Here is a 19,922-nt window from a genome sequence, read left to right as displayed (position 1 = left end):
AACATAGTCCTTCCGATTTCATACGTCGGGCATACATATTGCGTCAAAAAAAAAGAACCAGAAGGGGCGACGTGAAAGCTGCGTAGCTTCTGAACGTAACCCCTTCTGATTCTTGTATGATTTAGCGCTATTTAGCTTAAATATCGCTATAGCTGAATTGCTTTTTGCCTTCGAAAACTTCCAGAGCATCTTCAACACTGTAATCAGCCAGCGTAATTGCGCTGATAGCCTTGGTTAAGCGAGTAGCCTCATCTAAACTGCGCTGGTGAATGTTGCGCCCTGTTGCGTTACCACATGCGCCACCTACATGAATCTGGTCATGCAGCTGTGTTAGGAATGTTTCTGCATCTACAGTAGAGCCGCCTGCGCAAACCAAGCCGGTGCGCCCAGCTGCCATGCTGGCAACATGTAAAGCCTGTGCCGGAGTGCGTCCGTCTTCTGGCTTTGGCGGGTTCACCTTTACAAAATCGGCACCTAAGCATAGCGCCACACCAGCGGCACCAGCAATAAGATCTGGATCTTTTTCAGCAGTTACTGCTTTGCCGCGCGGATAAATCCAAAGCACTACAAGAAGCCCTTGCTCGTGCGCCTGAGCAATAAGTTGCCCAGCCTCTGCCATCATAGTTGCCTCGTATTCGCTACCCAAATAAATTGTGTATCCCAAGCCAACAATGTTTACGCCGTTTTCGCGCATCTGAAGTACTGCTTCTAAATCGGTCAGTTGTGGTGAATAGGGATCTTCCTGCTTGGTGCTAACCAAATTAGTCTTGCTGTTCATCTTTATTAGATAATTGATATCTGGATAATCAGCCGCATATTGCGCAACAAGACCGCGCTGACCTGCCAAAATACCTATAACACCTTCATTCCCTATTTGGAATAGATGCTCAGGCTTGGCATCGGCTTCATCAATACCTTCACCATAAAAATCTTTGTTCATGTGTTCGACCTTTTGGTCGCACGCAAACAACATTAGTCGTCCGGTATTGCGGGTAGCCTTTAGGAAGTTCGAGATGTACACATCGCGCGATTCCGCGGGAACATCCATAGGGACGCGAACGTCAGCAGCAGTAATCTTAGGCATTATGCCTCCTCTTTAGGTGATTTCCTACGCCAACATTGTACTATTCGTCGGAATGTAGTGCCTTGTCGAATTCGTCTTTGAAGGCACCAAACATGCCAGTGGCACGACCAAACTGCCTGCCTGTAACATATGCACCCTTATCGACCGCAGCACCGGCAGCTTTTGATGCCTTTTGTACGGTAGGCTTTGCCTTGTCAATTGCCTCTTGTGCCTTTGGCTTAACTTTTTTCACTACGCGCTGTGCCTTGTCGGCAGCTACAGCAGTTGCTGCTCCGGCTTTCTCCGCAACGCCACCGCTGACATCAATTTCTTTCACGGAATCGTCTACCAAAATGCACCCAAGCGCCGAAGAATCATCGTCATCTGAGACGTATAGCTGAGTACCCATACCGCGCTTAAAACCACGAATAGCGCTTGCGGGTATGTTTCGTTGACCTAGCAATGTATTAGCCGTTGCGCCCTTGCTAACCACCAGCGTTTCTATAGCGCCGGTTTCCGGGTGAAACAGCACATCGCCTACTATGCCAAAATCTGTGCCGTCCTCGCACATGACCGCAAGACCAAGCCACAGCACACAATCGTCTAGGTTCACACCTAGCCTTTTACATGCACCTTTGTCGATATTCTGCGACCCCTCGCGTACTACTATGTTTCCATCGACCACATCGAAACCGTTGTACGCCACAAACATATCAGCTCTATGAAACATAAGCGCCACATCGGGACGCTTCACGAGCAACCCAACGCAGCGCTTCTGTTTTGGATGGAATACGCACGCGCGTACTCTGCCCACCTTCTTTATGGCATCTGAGTCGCCCTGTTTCAGACGACCCATCCATACATGCTTACCTGTAAGCGCACTAACGCTTTGCAAGCCGCTTTCAAGCTGTTTGTTCATAAGACTAGGCTATTTCTTAGATTTCTCTTCGGCTTCTTCAATTTTCTCATCAACTTTTTTAGCGCCATCTTGAGCTGTAGCACTAACTTTGTCCACAGCGCCTTTTACAGCATCAGCCGCATTACCTAAAGCACCAGCGGCAGCAGCCTTAGCATTGTCTACAGCCTGCTTAGCTTTGTCGGCAATTTTGGGAGCTTCACCTTCAACAGCAGCAGCGCTTTCCTGTGCATTCTGTTTTACCTGAGCAGCAATACGATCGCGTGCTGCCTCAATCTTGGCGCGAAGTTCATCATTTTTATCAACCGCAGCATTTGCAGCATTGCCAGCAGCATTCTGTACATTATCGAATGCTTCTTGACCCTTTTCAGTTACCTGCTGTACGCCACTTTGAATACTTTCAGCTGCTTTAGCTCCGAGAGCCTGAGCGTCATTTGCAACACTACCAGCATAATCGGCTACCATATTGCGCGTTTCTTCGCCAGTACGCGGCGCAAATAGTAGCGCGCCAACAGCACCGATAGCTCCACCAACTATGAAATACATAAACTTGTTCATTGCTGCCTCCTAGCATTTTCGAACCGTGCCCGCATTATACGTACTAGAACCCTATCAAAACGCCTCAATGTACCTAAAACATCTGTTGGAAACTTATTCGTAAAGTTCCAGTTAGAAAAGAGGAGCTCTACTTACAGCCACATTCACCAATTCATCCATAACAGCTGTAAGCGACAAACCTGCCGCTTCGCAAGATGTTGGGAACAGCGAATGAGAAGTCATGCCGGGCGACACATCCACTTCAAAGCATTTCGCTTGCGCACCATCCCAAATAAGGTCGATACGCCCTAAATCGCGCACACTGTAAGCGCGATATACCTCAAGTGCCGCACGTTCAATTTCGGCACGGATAGCCTGCGCCTGTTCAATATCAGGCGAAAGCGATTCCAGCCGCACCGGACAGTGGAAATCGACCAATTCATCGTTCAGGCGCGCTTCGGCATCGTAAAATTCACCATGAGCCACTATTTCCACAGGCGGCAAAGCGTGAGCATCCCAGCCGCTTCCCAAAATAGATACCGACACCTCTACGCCATCGACCCATTGCTCAATATTGACCGCATCATCGTAGGAAAGCGCATCCAAAACAGCTTCGCCTAAATGCTCTTGATCGTGCACTTTATGCACGCCAAGTGCACTTCCACCATGAGCCGGCTTCACCACCACAGGAAAACCACCGGCAACACGCTCTGGTACCAAATCTAGCGCTGTAGCCGCACCCATATCCTTAAAAGCATCGCGCGCCACAAAGATACCCTGAGGCCAGCTTGCCACACCTGTATCCCCTGTTATGTCGCGATATTTTTGCACGCTGGAATGAAGCGCATCTTTATTGTAGGCGCGATGACAAACACTTGCAGGCGAACCCACAAACGGAATACCCAAAAATTCCAACAAGCTTTGTACTGTGCCATCTTCGCCGTGCTTGCCGTGAAGCGCGTTATACACAACATCGGGTTTTTCGCTGCGAAGCGTGGGAACTAAATCGGGAACCGTATCTAGCGGAATAACCTTATGACCCGCTTCTTCAAGCGCATCACACACGCGCTTGCCACTTTCCAGCGAAAATTTCCGCTCGAAAGAGCTTCCGCCCATCAGAACCGCAACCTTCAAACCCATACCAGCACCCTTTTCTCAAATCGAGTTTATCGGTGTTTCTTTCTTCATTCTAGCTCAAATATCACTCGGCAAATTGCGCGTGCACCTTTTTCGTAAATTAATAGCGAACTATTAAGTATTAGCCAAAAGCAAAGCAATAACAGTTAACTTGATTGCTATTGTTAACGCATATGAACATTGATGGGCGCGCGACTAGGATCTATAGCGCCGGCATCTATAAACACGCGGTATAACTCTAGCCTGCGTTCTATAACCTCTGCCAAGCGACGAATAGCCTCAGTCAAATTCTCCGGACTTTCGTAACTAAAATTAATACGCATGCAATTCTTGCCGCCGCTAGCCTTCGGATAGAACGAATCGCCCGGCACATATGTAACGCCTGCGTCCAGCGCCTCGGCAAGCATGCTACCCGTATCTACGTATTCTGGCAGCGTTACCCAAATAAACAGACCGCCCTCCGGATGCGTCCAAGTAGCTTCGGGCGGAAAATATTCTTCCAGCGCCGCCAGCATAGCATCGCGGCGCTCGGTATACACGCTAATAAACTTCTGCAGCACGCGCTGCCATGGTGTGTCGGTGAAATAATGCTGCACAATTGACTGGTCAATTGAACTACCGCACAAGTCGGTCCCCTGCTTTACCAACGACAGCTTTGACAACACATGCCGCGGTGCAACTACCCAGCCCACGCGCAATCCGGGTGCAAATATCTTTGAAATGGTGCCCAGATACACAACTTCATCATCTAAAGCTTTGCATGGAATTTGATGACCGCCTTCAAAACGAATGCGCCCGTATGGATCATCTTCCACAATTATGAAGTTGTATTCGTGCGAAAGTTCAACCAAACGCCGACGGCGCTCGGGTGTCATAGTAACGCCACTAGGGTTCTGGAAATTGGGAATTACATACGCAAATTTCAGCCTAGGGTTATTGTGTCCTATGCGCTCAAGTTCGGCTTCCAGCAAATCCATACGCATGCCACCTTCGTCGCACTCCACAAAGTGAACTTCAGGCTCGTATGCTGAAAATGCCTGCAAAGCAGTTAAATATGTAGGTCCTTCCGTAATAATTATGTCGCCTGCATCAATAAATGTTTTACCTATTAAATCTAGCGCTTCTTGCGCACCAGAAGTTAGCAGCACATTCTCGGGTTTACAGCGTATGCCTACATCGCGAACTAAGTCGCATACCACGCTGCGCATGCCGGGGCGCCCCTCGGTCGAGCCATACTGCAGCGCCTCTGCGCGGTCTTTTGGGCTGTGCATTGCCGCTTCAATGGCGCGGTCAACTTCTTCAACCGGCAACAAGCGCACATCGGGCATGCCACCCGAAAGCGAAATAACGTCGTCGCGCGTAGCGGCACTAAACAAGTCGCGCACCGGAGACGAGCGCATCTTATGTATGCGATTAGCAACCTTGTCGTCTGATCTGTCAAATTCCAAATGCGCAGTCATTGTCTACCGCCTCTTATTGTTCCGTATTCAGAAAGTATATCGTTCAAAACCGCGACCGCATCCTTCACAGCACGCAATGCTATTAGGTCATCATAGAAGTTTACTTCAATATGAGCGCGCCCCGCCCCCTCATCAACCCAATTTGTAGTTCCCACAAATCTTTGTGAAGGCTTAGTGCGAGAATTGTGCACTTGCGCATCTATGATTAAATGCTCCAACAAATGTGGAAGCGACGTGCGGTCAATAACGCTACCAAATGTTGGACCCGCTTTGTTTATGCATGTGTGAATCGGCAGCGCCGAACAGCGGCAACATGCCATCTTCGCCATGCGCGCATCAGTAGTATGAGGAATGCCCGGTGCCAGCACAACTTCTAAAGATAACCGACCTTCACCAACTACCACAGATTCAATGTTGACAAAATCTTCCACCGCTAGCAGCCTAACATTGTGCGCCTATGCGCTCACATCGGAGGGAACATCTAATGCGTCAACATCGCGCACATTGGAACTAGCCGAATCATCGGAAGATTCAGAATGCGATCCGTCGCCTTTTTCATCGGGATTAGCCGCTCTATCGGCATCTGACGAATCACCTGCCCCATCCGCATCGCTAGCATTCGTCGCATCTGAGGCACCATTTTCTTGTCCCGAATTTTGACCGTCTAATGTAGGATCTAACGCACCGGTGTCATTCGCTGCAGAATCATTCGCCGGCACATCCAGCGGCTTCGTAAGGGCTGTAACACCATCGCCAATACCGGGCGTAAGTTGTCCCATTCCAAACCATTCGCTAAACAACGCAGCTACCGTCCATGGAATGTCCTCGAAAAGCGTGCTCCAAAAATCGAATTCGCCATCGGTTATAGAAAGCTGTTGGCGGTCTAGCGAAAAACGATATCGCCCCTGTCCTGCCATATTGCCAAACTTGAAAGATATCGTTTTGTCTGTAGGATTAATTGAATACTTATACGCCACATCTTCATTCAAGCGTATTGTTGTGTCGCTAATTTCCACCTGCATTCCGCTGCCTTCAAGCTGCCATGTGCCCACCATATCAGCAACATCATCAAATGTGTACCATCGAAAAACGCTAAACAGAGCCACAGATGCCACCAAAGCAGCTATTAGCGCAAACACTATGACCCACATGATGCGGCGTATTATTTTTTTGCGATGGCGCTTTTTGCGGCTGCGCTCTATCTGATTTATGCGGTCTATGTGTTCTTTGCGCTTCTCAGGATTTAGCGGCAAAGAACCCTGAGAATCTTCCGACTGCTCTTCATCGGCGCCAACATCGGGCGGCAAATCACCTATGTCGCCCGCATCTTCTTCCAACGCCACCATAACCGAAGTTTGATCGACGGCATCTTTGGGTTGCTCCGCGTTTGTTCGCGTGGAGGCTAGCATTTCTATTCAGACTTTATAACCTCTAAGCCGCCCATGTAGGGCACCAACGCTTTTGGTACAGTTATTGTACCGTCGGCGTTTTGATAATTTTCTATAATTGCCGCCATGCACCTACCCACAGCAAGACCGCTGCCGTTTAGTGTATATGCAAGACGTGTTCCCTTGAAATTCTCCGGATCGCGATAGCGGATATTCGCGCGACGCGCCTGGAAATCGGTACAACAAGAGCAGCTAGAGATCTCTTTGTAGCCGTTGTAACTTGGCATCCATACTTCAACATCGTAAGTTTTTGCGGCTGAGAATCCTATATCGCCTGTGCACAGCGTTATAACACGATACGGCAACTCTAGCGTCTGAAGAATATTCTCGGCATCGGCTACCATGCTTTCAAGTTCGTCCCACCCTTGTTCAGGAGTAGCATACTTCACCATTTCCACTTTGCTGAACTGGTGAACACGTATTATGCCGCGCGTATCACGCCCCGCGCTGCCCGCTTCTTCGCGGAAGCATGGCGTGAATGCGCAGTAGCGCAGCGGTAACTGCTTAGCATCTAAGATTTCCCCAGCATGCAAATTTGTCAGCTGCACTTCAGCTGTGGGAATTAGATATAGCCCCTCAGTTGTCTTATACAAATCCTCTTCAAACTTCGGAAGCTGCGCGGTGCCTGTAAGCGTATCTTTGTTTGCCAGCGCCGGCACCCACCATTCTTTATATCCGCGGCTTGTATGCTGATCAAGCATGAAGCTAATCAATGCGCGCTCAAGCCTAGCGCCTGCACCACCCAATACATAAAAGCGGCTTTCCGCAAGTTTCACGCCGCGCTCGAAATCGATTATGTTCAAATCGCTTCCCAAATCCCAGTGCGGCTTATAGTCGAAATCGAAGTTGCGAGGCGTGCCCCAACGACGCACCTCCGGATTATCGTTTTCATCTGCACCGATAGGTGTTGTGGTATCGGGCATATTAGGAGTAGCTAGCAGCAAGTTACGCAAATCGGCATCTATTTGCTCGCGAACTTCAGCCGCCCGGTCAAGTTCTTCATTTATAACGCGCACGCGCTCTTTCGCCTGCTCAGCTTCGTCAGTGCGCCCTTCCTTCATCATGCCGCCGATTTGCTTTGATATGGCATTGCGTTCAGCCTGCAACGATTCCTCTTTGGCAATTGCTTCTCGACGCTTGGAATCTAGCGCACTAAACAAATCTGCATCAAAAGACGTATTGCGGTTTTTCATCGCAGTACATACGGCATCTAAGTTATCGCGAACAAACTTCACATCCAGCATGCTAAACTCCTTAAAATAGTTAACCGACCTAGTATATCGCAACGCGCCGCCATTCCTTGATTCCTATGCGGCTGCTGTACTTTTCCATAGAGCGGCGGCTATGGTAGCATATACTTTGAAACAGCCACTAAATACAGGTAAAACACACTACAGCGGCAGGATTGAATGCTAAACCAGCAAGTCATCTTAGATAGGTATCGAGTAATTGAACGCGCAGGTCGTGGTGGTTACGCTACGGTTTTTCACGCATACGACACTCTGTTAAAACGCGATGTAGCTATCAAGAAAATTGAAATATCAGCAGACGATTTGGAACGTGCACGCGCTCAAGCTAGCATGAAAGTACGCCCGGGTGCCATACTTCCAGACGATTTGCAGGTAACAAGCAGCGCCGATCTTCCCGAAGACCCATCTTTCTTAGACAAGCGCGACAAGCGCAAAGCGAAACGCGCACGCACGCCAAGCGCCACACGTGCGGCAAGAACAGAAACAAAGCGCGCTATCTTTTCGCCAATAGGAAATGCAGCTGACAATGATGTAGCCGCACTAGCCGAGCAGCTTCCCGGTGTAATAAACGGCGCAGGCAACGCGCAAATAGATGCGGTAGATGGCAACGGCGTGAAGATAGACTTGGACGATTTGATTCCTGTAGAACCGCGTCAATCTGATAAAAACCTACCGGTAATTAATATTGTGGATGGCACGGAATCGCCCGTATTGCCAGTTATCGGCACGCAAAACAAGCGCGGAAAACGGCGAACAACAGGCGGCGCAAACTTTCGCAACGAACACAATGCCGCCGCGCCCGAGGCTAACAGCCTAGACCCTGCTTTCTACGACAACATACCGGGTCTTACCGAAGCGCGCTCTGCCGCACACCTGAACGACCCCAATATTGTCACCGTGTACGACTGCGTGGTTGACGGCGATTTCGTCTATGTAATTATGGAATACGTAGAAGGCAAAACGCTTGCCCACATAATGAACGACCTGCAAAACGATATAACGCTAGATATAATTGCAGCCGTATTCGAAGCGGTATCCCACGCATTGGAAGTAGCACATAGCGCGAAACTGCTACATTTAGATATAAAACCTGAAAATGTAATAATCAGCAAAAAAGGTGCCATTAAAGTAGCCGATTTCGGTCTGTCTGCCCTAATGGATTCAGGAGGGCACGGCACTACTGGTGGCGGCACAATAGGCTATATGCCACTAGAACAAATGCGCCGCCGCGCGCTGGATGTTCGCACCGACGAATGGGCACTTGCCAGCCTTACCTACGAAATGCTTTCGGGTCAAAACCCCTTCCGCGCCAAAACACTACGCGAAGCCGAAGCCGCAATAGAAAACGCCGAGCTTGTATTGCCATCACAGTGTTGGGCTGACATAGATGAGGCGGTGGACGATATGATCTTCCAAGCGCTAGACCCAGAACCAGAAGGGCGTTTCGACACGGTAAAACAGTTCGCAAGTGGCATGTCTGCGCTTCTCGGAGATGCTAAAGCGGGCAAAAAACAGCTGGCTAAAGTGATAGAAGGCGAAAACGAGGCAGAAGAAGCCGCAGATAGCGAGCGCGAGGCTTTTGGCGACGGCGTACCCCTGATAGATAAACTAGGAAAGCGCGGATCTTCTATTCTAATGCATGCTTTCGCAGGGCTAGCAGGCGCTATGATGGGCGTGGTTTCGCTTCTAAATTGCCGTTTTAGCATATCGGATTCGCTTGGGCTTCTAAGCAGCATCGCCCCAGCCTTCTGGGCAATTCTTGTTGTACTAACAGGATTATGCGCGTGGAAACCGCGCTTTGGTATGCCCGTCGCTTATGCTGCGTTTAGCATAATGCTACTTTTTAATCACGCATGGGCACTAGGATTTATCATGCTTGTAGTTACCGGCGCTTGGTGGTGGCTGTTCGGAAGAAGCAGCGATGAAATGTGTCTTGCCACAATGCTGCAGCCACTGTTTGGCGCGGTAGGCTTTGCTGCCATATCGCCTATTATGGCAGCCGTTATGTTAGACGTTCGGGAAGCACTGGCAGCAGCAGGATTTGCAGTAGTTAGTGCTATAGCATTTGCAGCCCTTGGAACGGGCGACCTTGGAATGTGGGATGTAATGACAAGCGTACTGACAGCAGCAAACGCCGACATTGCCGGAAACACCATAACGCAAACATTGCTGTTAACCGTATCAAACCCCGCAACATGGCTTGTAGCGGTTAGCTGGATTGCCGCAGCAGGCGCTTTCTCGCTTCTATGTCGCCGGGGCACAAAATTGTTCGACATACTGGGCGCATGCGCAGCTGCCGCCCTGATTATAGGCGGCAGCATAGCAAATGTTTTTCTTTCGAATGCGCCATTAATGATGTTCAATTTAATAGCTGCCATAGTATGCGGTGGCGCAGGAATCATACTGGCTATTCTGGAAGTGCCCGACCGCGTTCGCCTAGAAGATGGCGAATGGTAGCGGCAATATATAGAACAGCAAAAGCCAACTACCAAACAGGCAGCGCCAAGCAGTAACGCCGAACTTTGCTAACTTACAGCTCGGGCAAACTAGCAGCCGCTACCGATTGACCCACACGACGCATCTTTTCGTCTGGAAGCGTTACAGTTATCTGGGCATCAAGTTCGGGATATTCCTCAGCCAAAATGCGATTACATTCGCTTATTAGCAAATCGCCGCCATCGCCTGAAGCCACACGACCCAACACCAGCAAAGTTTTTATCTCGTAGAATTGACTGTACAGCACCAGCGTATGAGCCAAATAGCAACCAATTGAACGATAGATATCAAGAGCATCCTGATTTCCTTCGTTCGCTAGCGCCTGAACCACTTTTAGCTTCTCAGCAGGTGACAGTTCCGGATCAAGCACTATATTCGCAGCCGGTGCCAACTTAATAACTGCATCTTGGCTGAAATATTTGCAACCCACACCAAAGTCGGTAGACCATTCGTCCTGCATGGCTTTAGGCGACAAATCCACAGGCGCAAAAGCTAGCTCGTTTATCCACCCTAACACATTGCCTTCAGCGTTAACATATCCAACTGCTTCAGACGTACCCATAGCAATGCCCAAAATTGAGCCTTGACCAGCACTCATAAAACCAGCAAGCGCTGTAACGTCGCCATCGTTTGCCACCACTAAGGGCACGTTGCCTATTTCCGCACCGGCACGGTCGTAAATGCTTTTTACCTCTTCGCGACGATCGCGCGGCACCTTAATAAACAATGATGCCACCATAGGGCTGTTCCCCACAAAAGTACCAGCAGAAGACACGCCTATCGCATCTACGCGCGGCATTTTAGAAGCTGCCGTCTTGAAGGCGGTAACTATTTCGTTAAAGTGATACTCAGGGTCTTCCGTTACCTTTGGAAACCATACAACTTCCTCAGAATAGATAGCCTCGCCATCTACCACAGCCGACACTTTGCGATCGGAGCCGCCCGCATCAAACCCAATGCGGCACCCATCCATATGTCCGCCTATCTGCTTGGCCGATTCATTAGCCGCAGGGAAATCTTCCTTCGACACCGCCACAACCTGCAGCGGTTTTTCGTACACATCACCCACAAAGCCGTAATCAAACTTACGCTCACCGTCAGGCGAATACATTTCGGCAAGCTGCTGCGCAATGTCGTCGCATCCGCATACATACACCTTGAAGCCACCTATGCTCCACAGTTCAAACTTTATAAGGCGCTCAACATAGCGCAAATTTGCCTCGGCAAATTCCTGTCCGCGAATAAAACTCTCACGCACCGAAATAAGTCCATCTTCGCGCTCTACCGCTATGGCAATTGGATGCTTGGCACCTTTCAAGTATTCGCGCATCCAAACGCCAAACGGAATGAAATCTTTGTCGAGCACTGGAACATTTTTAATCTCGTAATCTATTCCCAAGTAATTCATTCTAGTCTCCTATTATCTCGGTTAAGATCTGCTCGGTCATACATAGCGCACGTGGAACATGAAACGGTCCTTTGAATGTAGACCCTTTCGTAGGAGGCATAGTCGGTTGCCCATCGCGACGTAAATATCCGTACCATTCGCCATATTCGTCATCGGCAAAATACTCTTTGCAATAGTCTAGCGTGCGGAACAACCAGTTCAGATAGTATTCATCGCCCGTATCGCGATAAGCCTTGGAAGAAGCTATCATAATCTCGTTATGCGGCCACCAAAGCTTCATATCGTGTTCATATGCCTCGGGCGGCAAACCTTTCGCGTCGATAAAGTAGAGAAGTCCGCCAAATTCCTTATCCCAGCCGGCTTCTATCGCCAAACGGAAAATATCTTCTGCCGTTTTGTGCAGCTGCTTATCACCACGATAATTCGCCTCATCCATCATAAACCAACTGCACTCTATATCGTGCCCGGGATTTACAACGCGCCCCGCTGTGTACCACAGTTCGGGCTGTCCATCTAGGTTCACACTTTCAAGCGTACACCCAAGTTCTGGTCTGTAGTGTTCTTTCACAATACGCTCGGTGCATTCGCGCGCATGACGGTCGTATTCGGCAGTATTCGCAGGGTCTACGCGGCGCATTATGCCTATTATGTTCAGGAATATCATCGAATCGCCAAGAGAGCGCCCCGCGCGGGTTTCGGCAATAGTTTTCGGACCCATACCTGTTGGATCGGCAATTAAACCGTTATTCAAATCGTAAATTAGCTTGTATGCACGCCGTGCCCGCTGAAGATGCTCTACTTCGCCAGTAACGCCATAGTATTCGGCATTACCAATGCAATAAAAACCTTCCGAGAAGTTATAGCGACGCTGACGAAGCGGCTTCCCTTCGGCAGTAACAGTGAAATACAACCTGCCACCCGCATCTCGGTTAATGCAGTAGTCCTCAAGAAAATCTAAACAGCTTTTCGCCGCGTGCAACCATTCAGGTTTGCTGCCATACACATGACATAGATACGAAAACGTCCAAGCACAACGCCCCTGCATCCATACACTTTTATCGGTGGAATAAATTTCGCCTTTGCGATCTAAACAGGTGTACACACCGCCATTTTCGCTATCAATACCGTGTTCTAACCAAAAAGCCACACATTTATCCAGCTGATCTCGAATCCATTGTCTGCGCTGCACCAGCTGAGTAGTAACTTCCGAGGTCAAAGCGCCTCCTAACATTGCTCGAAGAAACGACGTAACAGGCATTTCTCCGTCGTTGGTATGTCGCAGCTATTGTACAATAGCTGCTTAGTTATTCGCGATATTTTGGGGGCGATAAAATGGCAACTCCGCGCTTTACGCTTACGTCATACGAGCCGGTTTACGCAGTATGTGAAGAAGTGCGTATTCCTGAAGATGTAGTAAAGCAAACAGCTCTGCGTTGGCTGCAATTAAACGTGGCGAAAGAGGGGCAAACTGCTAAGTTAACCGATAAATGGGTAGCAGAGCACACTGACGATTTCAAAACCGTTGAAGAGCTACTAATCTTCATCCGTTACAACATGTACAAAGACAACCGCGAGGTTCAGGAATTGGCAGACCAAGATGCAATCTGCCGCGAACTTGCCACACGTCTTGTAGAAGAAATTCCTCCAGAAATTCTGGAAGAGTCTATATATGCTGCGAATTATCGCCTAGAAGATATGGTAACGCGCCAAGGTATGACGGTAGAGCAATTTGCAAATCAGCGCGGCATATCGGTGGAGCAGGTTTATGTCGATGTGCGCGAGCGCACAATTGAAAGCTTGAAAGAAGATTCTGCGCTAGAGGCATATGCCACGCATGCTGGTCTTACGCTAGAAGCGGAAGACTTTTATGCCATTATTCCCGGTAATAGCATTGAAGAGAAAGCTGAAAAGCGCCGCCAGATAGAGCTAGATGGGCGCTTAGAGCAAATGGAAGCGTATGCGTTAAAGACAAAGGCGCTAAAAGAAATTATGGAAAACGCCATGATTAAGCGCAAGGAAACCGACCCTGAGTGGCTGCGCTATGGAGACACCAGCGCCGATGTGTTAGACGCTAACAAGCAATTCCCCGAGGCATTCGTAACGCTATAGACGCATTCATATATAAAAAGAAAGCCCCGCGGGGCTTTCTTTTTTGCTATCACATATCATTTTCGCGGCGGCGCTTCGATGCATACAATACTGCAGCGCCTATGCCTGCAAACGCCACACCAAGCAAAAGCGTCAACACAGGTGCATTAAGATCGCCTGTTTGGGCTAACGATTGCAACGCACGTACCACTCGGTTTGCGCCATTGTTATCGCCCGAATAGCCATTTGCTGCAAATTAGTCACTTCTAGACTTAACTGCAACCTAACTGCAATTCTTCCTAAAGTAACTGCAAAAGATTGAGCCTAGCTTGAAGGACGATTAAGCACTTACAGCCCAAAGAATTAATTGCATAACGCCCAATTACAAGCTTGCAGAAAGTTTTTTAAGGAAAAGTGACGAAGGCAACACACGGTCTGGTTTGGTCAGAGTTCCACAACAGCACTCATTACCCCTTTGCGATGGACTGAGCCTTACACACTTTTTTGTCTATATGCCTGAATTTGTATCACGCAATAGCTTTATTATCAATCCTGAAGACAAAACCCGGGGGTCTATCCCTAGGGTTAATGCTCAAAGGGATGCAGGATGACGTGAAGTGGATGCATGCGAAGCTTGGCGGTTCGCACGCTCTATCGCTCTTAGCAAAAAACCAATTATGACCCGAATTCGTAGAGGCGATAGGCGCTTCTGGCGAATTTCCCTGAGAAGAGCACAGCAAACATCTGCCTGTCCGGCGTCTTCAGCTCATTAACTAATTTCGCAGGCGTCATGCTGACCTCTTTAAGTTCTCCGTATCCTGTCTTCTTTACAAGCACATCGATATCATCCACACCGTAGACACGATCTACGCCAACATCTTTCACCGGATTCTTGATGCGAGACGCTCGAGCCCCGAACTTGGTGTATATATCCATCAGCACTCGAATCGATGGGTACTTCTCCCGCATAATGGAAAGAAGCATGGTCAATTCGTTCTGATTGAGATACATGCTGAGGCCCTCCAGCGCGACTATCGCGCAATCGGAAACCGGAAGCCCGAGTAAATCATCGGGCTCTGTCGCGTCGAGCACCCGAAGCGAGTAGGTGTCGGACTCGTCATAGAACCGCCTCCGCTCCTGTATGACGCCAGCCAAATCGCAGTCAATCCACTTTCTGCGTTGCTCGGCAACCCGAAGACATCGGCTGTCCAATCCGCACCCAATCTGCACCACAAGAGCCTCTGGAAAACGACGAAGCTGATCGCTTACCCAGTCGTCGAACACCTTCGCCCTCATAGCCATATAGTAGGAAAGCCACTTTGACCTCGAACTTGCGGGGAGGGAAAGGTCGAACAAATCACAGATTTCCTCAGCCTTCTTATCGTCAAGAATGATTCCCTGCTTGCTGGTGCTCGCCTTGCCAAGCAAGGGTATGTACAAGGTCCTGCTTTCGGCGCTGAGCAGCGTGTCGAATTGACGCATCCCTTCTAACACCTGATCAGAAGCGTTCCGCATTTCCGACATATCTCTGCGGGTACAGAGGTGCGCCCACCAACCTTGAGGCTGGTCACTTCCGTGAATCCCGGGGCATTCCGCGCGTTATTCAACGCGCCCGGCACCTCGTCGGCAAAGCTGAAAGCGCCATCCTTCGTGCTGAAAAGGTACCCTTTCTCCAGCTCAGTTCCACAAACGCTGCAACATCCCACAGTCAAGATCCTCTCACTCAGGATCGGTCGGAACCCTTTCGCTAACCGCACACCCAAACCTTTCAAACTGCGCAACGGCATCCTCGACACGTTGAAGCGCAATGCCTCAAGCGAGAGAATGTTCTGACCAATCATATCTTTCATACCTTCAAGGAAAGTTTATTCCCGTATTCTCGCGACTGCTACCATTCTAAGATGGAATATCAGCATCTTAGATGTCATGTCGAGATGACATAGATACAACAAAGCCCAACTACCATATGATTCTCCGTTGCCCGCACAGCTGCCCGCTGCCACTACGGTGCCAGCTGCCCGGTCCCAGCGCACGACACAGAACGTGTCGACAATGTGACATTGCGGCTCTTTTCGGTCCCACCAATGCCTACTACCTTCGGTCCCATATCAAAATCTGACAAAAGGAAGTGACACGCATGTCAAATAAAACACAAGGAAGAAGAGAATTGCTTGCAGGGCTGGCGCTGCTGGTTGCCTTCGCGCTATGGACCGCGCTGATCCAATGTGTAGACGTGCAGCCTATTGGTCAGAACGGGACAAACATCGGCTTCGCAACGTTCAATACGTGGTTTCATGAACTGACGGGTGTGCATATGTTTGTTTATCTGATTACGGATTGGCTTGGCATCGTGCCAATCGCAGTCTGTTTGTGCTTCGGTGCGCTGGGTGCCGTGCAGCTGATCAGGCGCAAGAGTCTGTTTCAAGTAGATGCAGATCTTCTTTTGCTGGGCGTCTATTACATCCTCGTCATCTTTGGATATGTGGTCTTCGAGATAATTCCCATTAATTATCGTCCCATACCCATAGACTCAATGATGGAGGCATCGTATCCTTCTTCTACAACGCTTTTGGTCCTAAGCGTCATGCCGACGCTGAAGTACCAAGTTGACCGTAGGGCGAAAAGCTCGGTTCTTAGGGGTGCCACAACGGTATTTACAGCTACATTTTCGGTTCTCATGGTACTCGGGCGGCTGGTCGCAGGCGTTCATTGGGCAACGGATATCGTTGGGGCTATTCTGCTGGCAATCGGGTTGTTCATGATGTACCTGTCGGCTGTTGCATTCGCAGATCGCAGAAAGGTCAAGCCGGATACGGAGGTATAAAGATGGAGTTCAGCGAGAAACTGCAAGAGCTAAGGAAGAGCAAATCGCTCACGCAGGAGGAACTCGCCTGCGCCCTTTACGTTTCCAGAACGGCGGTATCGAAATGGGAATCCGGCAGAGGCTACCCTAGCATCGATTCGCTCAAGGAACTTTCCCGATTCTTCTGCGTGTCGATAGACGAGCTCATATGTCCAAACGATATCATCGTGGCAGCAGAAGAAGAGAAGAAGGAATTTGCCAGCAGGTATCGTTCCCTCATTTGCGGTGCGCTCGATGTGCTCCTTGTTGTACTTTTATTCATACCCATCTTCGGCAACGGCGCGGATTCTACCGCTGCGGTGGCATTGCTTGACCTTACAGGTGTCAGTTTTTGGCTTAAAGCCGTGTTCGTGGCGCTTGTCTGTGCCACGGTTCTGGAAGGTGCGTTCGAGCTGCTCGCAACCAACTTAGGCAAGCCAACATGGAGCAGACACCTGCTTGCTGCGGGCATGGCTCTCTCAATCGTAAGTGTTGTGGCATTCATTGCCTCTAGGCAACCGTATGCAGGAATTGTCTGCTTCGCCCTTCTCGTGATAAAGGGCTTCTTCATTTCTCAGAAGAAGTAGATCGACGCAGGCGCTATTTCATGTTTTGAATTACTTTCGTTTCTCGAAATAGGAATTCATGCGAGAATCCGAATCTCTATTCCCAAAATCTCAAAAAATAGTAAAAATTGGGAATAGAGAAGAACGCTCAGCCGCCTCAAAATAGCCAGCTCTTCCAAAGGGACTGTAACAGAAGTCCCTTCTTTTTATCTTTATCTAAAGTCGTTGCCTTGATCGCCGCCTAGCAGTTTGCTTTGCTGTTTCATATGTTCAGCTTTTTCCTTGGCGCTTACAAAGTTTTCCGGCGCATCCTCTATTTCGATAATCTCAATTTCGAAAGTTAAATCTTTCCCCGCAAGCGGATGATTCATATCAAACGTTACCACGCCGTTCTCTACAGCTTGCACCGTAACGGGCATAGGTACACCATCATCGCTGGAAGACATCCATATGCGCTGACCAACTTTCACATTGCCCCTAGGCACTTGCTCTAGCGGAACCTGTTGTACAAAATTGTCTAAATATTCACCATAGGCATCATATTGGTCAACTGTGAAAGTCTTTTTTTCGCCAGCAATGCCTTCCATAGCTAGAATTTCGCGCTCAAAGCCATCTATAACCATATCCATTCCGGTTTGGAATTTCATCGGATTTTCAGCATCGGCGTAACCAAACACTTCGCCTTCGTCAGTTTTGCCTGTATAAATAAGTGTTACTGTAGACCCTATCTGCATGTTCATTTCTCCTTTGTATGATCGCTTAGCAAATATCCGCTAGGGCTATTCAACAACTGTTACCTCTGCTGTATCGGCAAGCCATTGAGCCGCCTTAGATCTGCGTGCCATCTTGTACAAATCAGCTGTGCGATTCGCATCCTCCCAAGATTTGCGCGTAGCCTGTGCATCCTTCTCGCCTTCGAATAATTCATCTATATCGGCATCGGTTATTTCCCAGTTATTGTGCGCAAATATAGCCTCTAGCGTGCAGTCTATAGCAGCTCTGCGCTCGGCTTCGCGTGCAATATCTTCTTTCATAGCGTCGCCATCTACAGAATTCTGCAGCATCCACTGCTGCAGATCTACCCCTTGCTCTTTCAAATTCTGCATGAATTCATGCCCGACATCCTGACGAACGAAATCTACAAAATAATCAGGCACCTCGCCATCTAAGCGCTGTGTGGCTGCATCAATAGCGCGGTCAACCTTTAGTTTGGGAAGCTCTTGTGCCTTCTGCATGCCTATATTTGTGCGCATTTGCTTACGCAGGTCTTCCATGTCGGCGCAACCCAACTTTGCCGCAAACGCATCATCCAATTCGGGAAGAACCATCTTGCGAAAGCCCTCTATATGCACTTCTGCATGAAGGTCGCCATCGCCATAGTCGGATGTGCCGTCCGCATTCTTCGCCTCAAAATCGAACTCTAAATCGTCGCCAGCTTTCGCACCGATCAGTCTTTCGTCAAAGGATTTCGGCATAGTGCCCTCGCCCAAGCCAATCATGCGCTTGGTATTGCGTATACCCGACACCAATCTGCCATCAGCGTTCTTCGATATAGTCATAACTGCTCGCACATAGTCGCCCATTTCAGCAGTATGATCAGCATCTTCTATATCTTGGAATGTATGATAGTGGTCTTGTATCTGTTTTATTTGCTGCTCTACATCGTCTTCCGTAACTTCTTCGGAAGGCATTTCTATAGCAACCGGATCATAGCTTGTAAGTTGCATTACTGGTGCAACTGGTCCCGAAACGGTGAACGTAAAAGTCGCACCTTCTTCGGGTACTTCATCAACATTAAACGAAGGCTCATCCAAAAATATGACACCCGTGCCATCAATTGCGGCAAACGCATTCTCGTTAATAAGAACCTCAGCCACGCCGCCCATAGCATTCGCGTGCCCGCCTACCTGCTGCTCCAGCACCGCACGAGGAGCTTTACCTTTCCGAAAGCCCGGTATTTCGCGCTGGCTTATCTGTTTGAAGAATTCATCAGTTGCCGCCTTCACTTCATCAGCAGACGCGACTATAGTAAGCACCGCTTCTTGCTGGGTGCCATCATCTTCTCGAGCAATATCCTTAACCTGCAAAACAGCTCCTAACTTGAAAATTTCTGCTCAAGATAGTATCTCACACATACCATCATTAGGCATTACAAGACTGCTGCATAGTTAAAGTTAATCGTAATAACCGGCATCAAATGCTGCATCTTTTGCACCACAACCTGCCTGATAGCACGTTGGGCGAAATTTAAGCACCTTGTTATATATTTCGGGTTTATTGCGCAAGTTAATCATCATGTTATAAACGGCAGCGCCATCTATTTGTATTATGCGATCATTGCTGCTTTTCATAGCGAAATAGATTTCAGCCGCTGTGTGCCCATCTACTTGCATAGGGTTTTCTATTGCGTCGAAAAAGCGCGGCTCGGGCAAATCGACGTAAGCGCAAAATTCGCGATACACGTCGTCATTTTCGGGCGCAAACAGCGTCTTGCTGTAATCTGGGCGATGCGACAGGCGCGAGGCTTCCTCGGGCAACGCTGCATCCAATTCGGCAAAATAGTCCAGCGCCGTCTGTCCACGCTGCGCTTTACCCTCAGCTATTAGCTCTTGTTCTTTCTCATACGAACCCATCAGGCACCTCTTTTCTCAAAAAATCGCTACATTGCATCATATATACGCGAATCTCAATCGTCTAGCTTGTTTAGGGGA

19 protein-coding genes are annotated in these 19,922 nt (G+C 49.0%); 4 read left to right on the top strand and 15 right to left on the bottom strand.

Features of this window, described 5'->3' with window-relative positions:
- Nucleotides 1-136 precede the first annotated feature (136 nt).
- The 8 genes from G7Y46_RS01830 to serS all read right to left on the bottom strand — a co-directional run bounded on the left by G7Y46_RS01830 (nucleotide 137) and on the right by serS (nucleotide 7,805).
- Nucleotides 137-1,084: an aldolase gene (locus tag G7Y46_RS01830; RefSeq protein WP_165252038.1), complete on the bottom strand. Its 948-nt coding sequence runs from the start codon at nucleotides 1,082-1,084 to the stop codon at nucleotides 137-139.
- 40 nt (nucleotides 1,085-1,124) lie between these two features.
- Entirely contained in the window at nucleotides 1,125-1,982 is an 858-nt protein-coding gene (locus tag G7Y46_RS01825; protein WP_165252036.1) for a PRC-barrel domain protein, read from the bottom strand.
- A 9-nt stretch (nucleotides 1,983-1,991) separates the two neighbouring features.
- A complete protein-coding gene (locus tag G7Y46_RS01820; RefSeq protein ID WP_165061909.1) occupies nucleotides 1,992-2,537 on the bottom strand; it encodes a YtxH domain-containing protein in 546 nt (181 codons plus the stop codon).
- 111 nt (nucleotides 2,538-2,648) lie between these two features.
- Nucleotides 2,649-3,656, bottom strand: coding sequence for a D-alanine--D-alanine ligase (locus G7Y46_RS01815; protein ID WP_206214159.1), 1,008 nt, complete (start codon nucleotides 3,654-3,656; stop codon nucleotides 2,649-2,651).
- 161 nt (nucleotides 3,657-3,817) lie between these two features.
- Complete coding sequence (locus G7Y46_RS01810; RefSeq protein ID WP_165252034.1) at nucleotides 3,818-5,113, bottom strand: PLP-dependent aminotransferase family protein; 1,296 nt, start codon at nucleotides 5,111-5,113, stop codon at nucleotides 3,818-3,820.
- On the bottom strand, nucleotides 5,110-5,544 hold the full coding sequence (locus G7Y46_RS01805) for a hypothetical protein (protein WP_165252032.1): 435 nt from the start codon (nucleotides 5,542-5,544) through the stop codon (nucleotides 5,110-5,112). The genes G7Y46_RS01810 and G7Y46_RS01805 overlap by 4 nt, the downstream gene beginning before the upstream one ends.
- 24 nt (nucleotides 5,545-5,568) lie before the next feature.
- Entirely contained in the window at nucleotides 5,569-6,522 is a 954-nt protein-coding gene (locus G7Y46_RS01800; protein WP_165252031.1) for a hypothetical protein, read from the bottom strand.
- Nucleotides 6,523-6,524: 2 nt separating this feature from the next.
- On the bottom strand, nucleotides 6,525-7,805 hold the full coding sequence (gene serS / locus G7Y46_RS01795; protein WP_165252029.1) for a serine--tRNA ligase: 1,281 nt from the start codon (nucleotides 7,803-7,805) through the stop codon (nucleotides 6,525-6,527).
- 165 nt (nucleotides 7,806-7,970) lie between these two features.
- On the opposite strand from serS, the gene G7Y46_RS01790 reads away from it, so the two are divergent.
- Entirely contained in the window at nucleotides 7,971-10,268 is a 2,298-nt protein-coding gene (locus G7Y46_RS01790; RefSeq protein ID WP_165252027.1) for a protein kinase, read from the top strand.
- Nucleotides 10,269-10,341: 73 nt separating this feature from the next.
- Here the strand turns inward: G7Y46_RS01790 and G7Y46_RS01785 are convergent, their stop codons facing one another.
- Nucleotides 10,342-11,715, bottom strand: a complete 1,374-nt coding sequence (locus G7Y46_RS01785) for an ROK family protein (RefSeq protein ID WP_165252025.1) — start codon at nucleotides 11,713-11,715, stop codon at nucleotides 10,342-10,344.
- Between the two features lies 1 nt (nucleotide 11,716).
- The gene (locus G7Y46_RS01780) at nucleotides 11,717-12,931 is read right to left on the bottom strand and encodes an AGE family epimerase/isomerase (RefSeq protein ID WP_206214158.1); all 1,215 of its coding nucleotides are present in this window, start codon (nucleotides 12,929-12,931) and stop codon (nucleotides 11,717-11,719) included.
- A 116-nt stretch (nucleotides 12,932-13,047) separates the two neighbouring features.
- On the opposite strand from G7Y46_RS01780, the gene G7Y46_RS01775 reads away from it, so the two are divergent.
- Entirely contained in the window at nucleotides 13,048-13,824 is a 777-nt protein-coding gene (locus G7Y46_RS01775; RefSeq protein WP_165252024.1) for a hypothetical protein, read from the top strand.
- Nucleotides 13,825-13,873: 49 nt separating this feature from the next.
- Here G7Y46_RS01775 and G7Y46_RS01770 read toward each other — a convergent pair whose 3' ends face one another.
- Together G7Y46_RS01770 and G7Y46_RS01765 are read right to left on the bottom strand one after the other, a co-directional pair.
- Nucleotides 13,874-14,014 carry an LPXTG cell wall anchor domain-containing protein gene (locus G7Y46_RS01770; protein ID WP_165061890.1) on the bottom strand — a complete coding sequence of 47 codons (141 nt, stop codon included), beginning with the start codon at nucleotides 14,012-14,014 and terminating at the stop codon, nucleotides 13,874-13,876.
- Between the two features lie 464 nt (nucleotides 14,015-14,478).
- Nucleotides 14,479-15,318, bottom strand: coding sequence for a class I SAM-dependent methyltransferase (locus G7Y46_RS01765; RefSeq protein WP_206214157.1), 840 nt, complete (start codon nucleotides 15,316-15,318; stop codon nucleotides 14,479-14,481).
- Between the two features lie 622 nt (nucleotides 15,319-15,940).
- On the opposite strand from G7Y46_RS01765, the gene G7Y46_RS01760 reads away from it, so the two are divergent.
- Nucleotides 15,941-16,627 (top strand): phosphatase PAP2 family protein, encoded by a 687-nt coding sequence (locus G7Y46_RS01760; RefSeq protein WP_165252023.1) that lies wholly within the window; start codon nucleotides 15,941-15,943, stop codon nucleotides 16,625-16,627.
- Nucleotides 16,628-16,629: 2 nt separating this feature from the next.
- A complete protein-coding gene (locus tag G7Y46_RS01755; RefSeq protein ID WP_165252022.1) occupies nucleotides 16,630-17,232 on the top strand; it encodes a helix-turn-helix transcriptional regulator in 603 nt (200 codons plus the stop codon).
- 191 nt (nucleotides 17,233-17,423) lie between these two features.
- Here the strand turns inward: G7Y46_RS01755 and G7Y46_RS01750 are convergent, their stop codons facing one another.
- The 3 genes from G7Y46_RS01750 to G7Y46_RS01740 form a co-directional block, all read right to left on the bottom strand.
- Entirely contained in the window at nucleotides 17,424-17,945 is a 522-nt protein-coding gene (locus G7Y46_RS01750; protein WP_165061879.1) for an FKBP-type peptidyl-prolyl cis-trans isomerase, read from the bottom strand.
- 45 nt (nucleotides 17,946-17,990) lie between these two features.
- A complete protein-coding gene (gene tig / locus G7Y46_RS01745; RefSeq protein WP_165252021.1) occupies nucleotides 17,991-19,298 on the bottom strand; it encodes a trigger factor in 1,308 nt (435 codons plus the stop codon).
- Between the two features lie 87 nt (nucleotides 19,299-19,385).
- Nucleotides 19,386-19,844 carry a hypothetical protein gene (locus tag G7Y46_RS01740; protein WP_165252020.1) on the bottom strand — a complete coding sequence of 153 codons (459 nt, stop codon included), beginning with the start codon at nucleotides 19,842-19,844 and terminating at the stop codon, nucleotides 19,386-19,388.
- Nucleotides 19,845-19,922: the final 78 nt, after the last annotated feature.

The sequence above is a fragment of the Adlercreutzia sp. ZJ304 genome, assembly GCF_011039075.1.
GTDB lineage: Bacteria > Actinomycetota > Coriobacteriia > Coriobacteriales > Eggerthellaceae > Adlercreutzia_A.
Note: the sequence above shows the minus strand (reverse complement) of the source record. Positions and strands in the feature narration are given on the sequence as shown.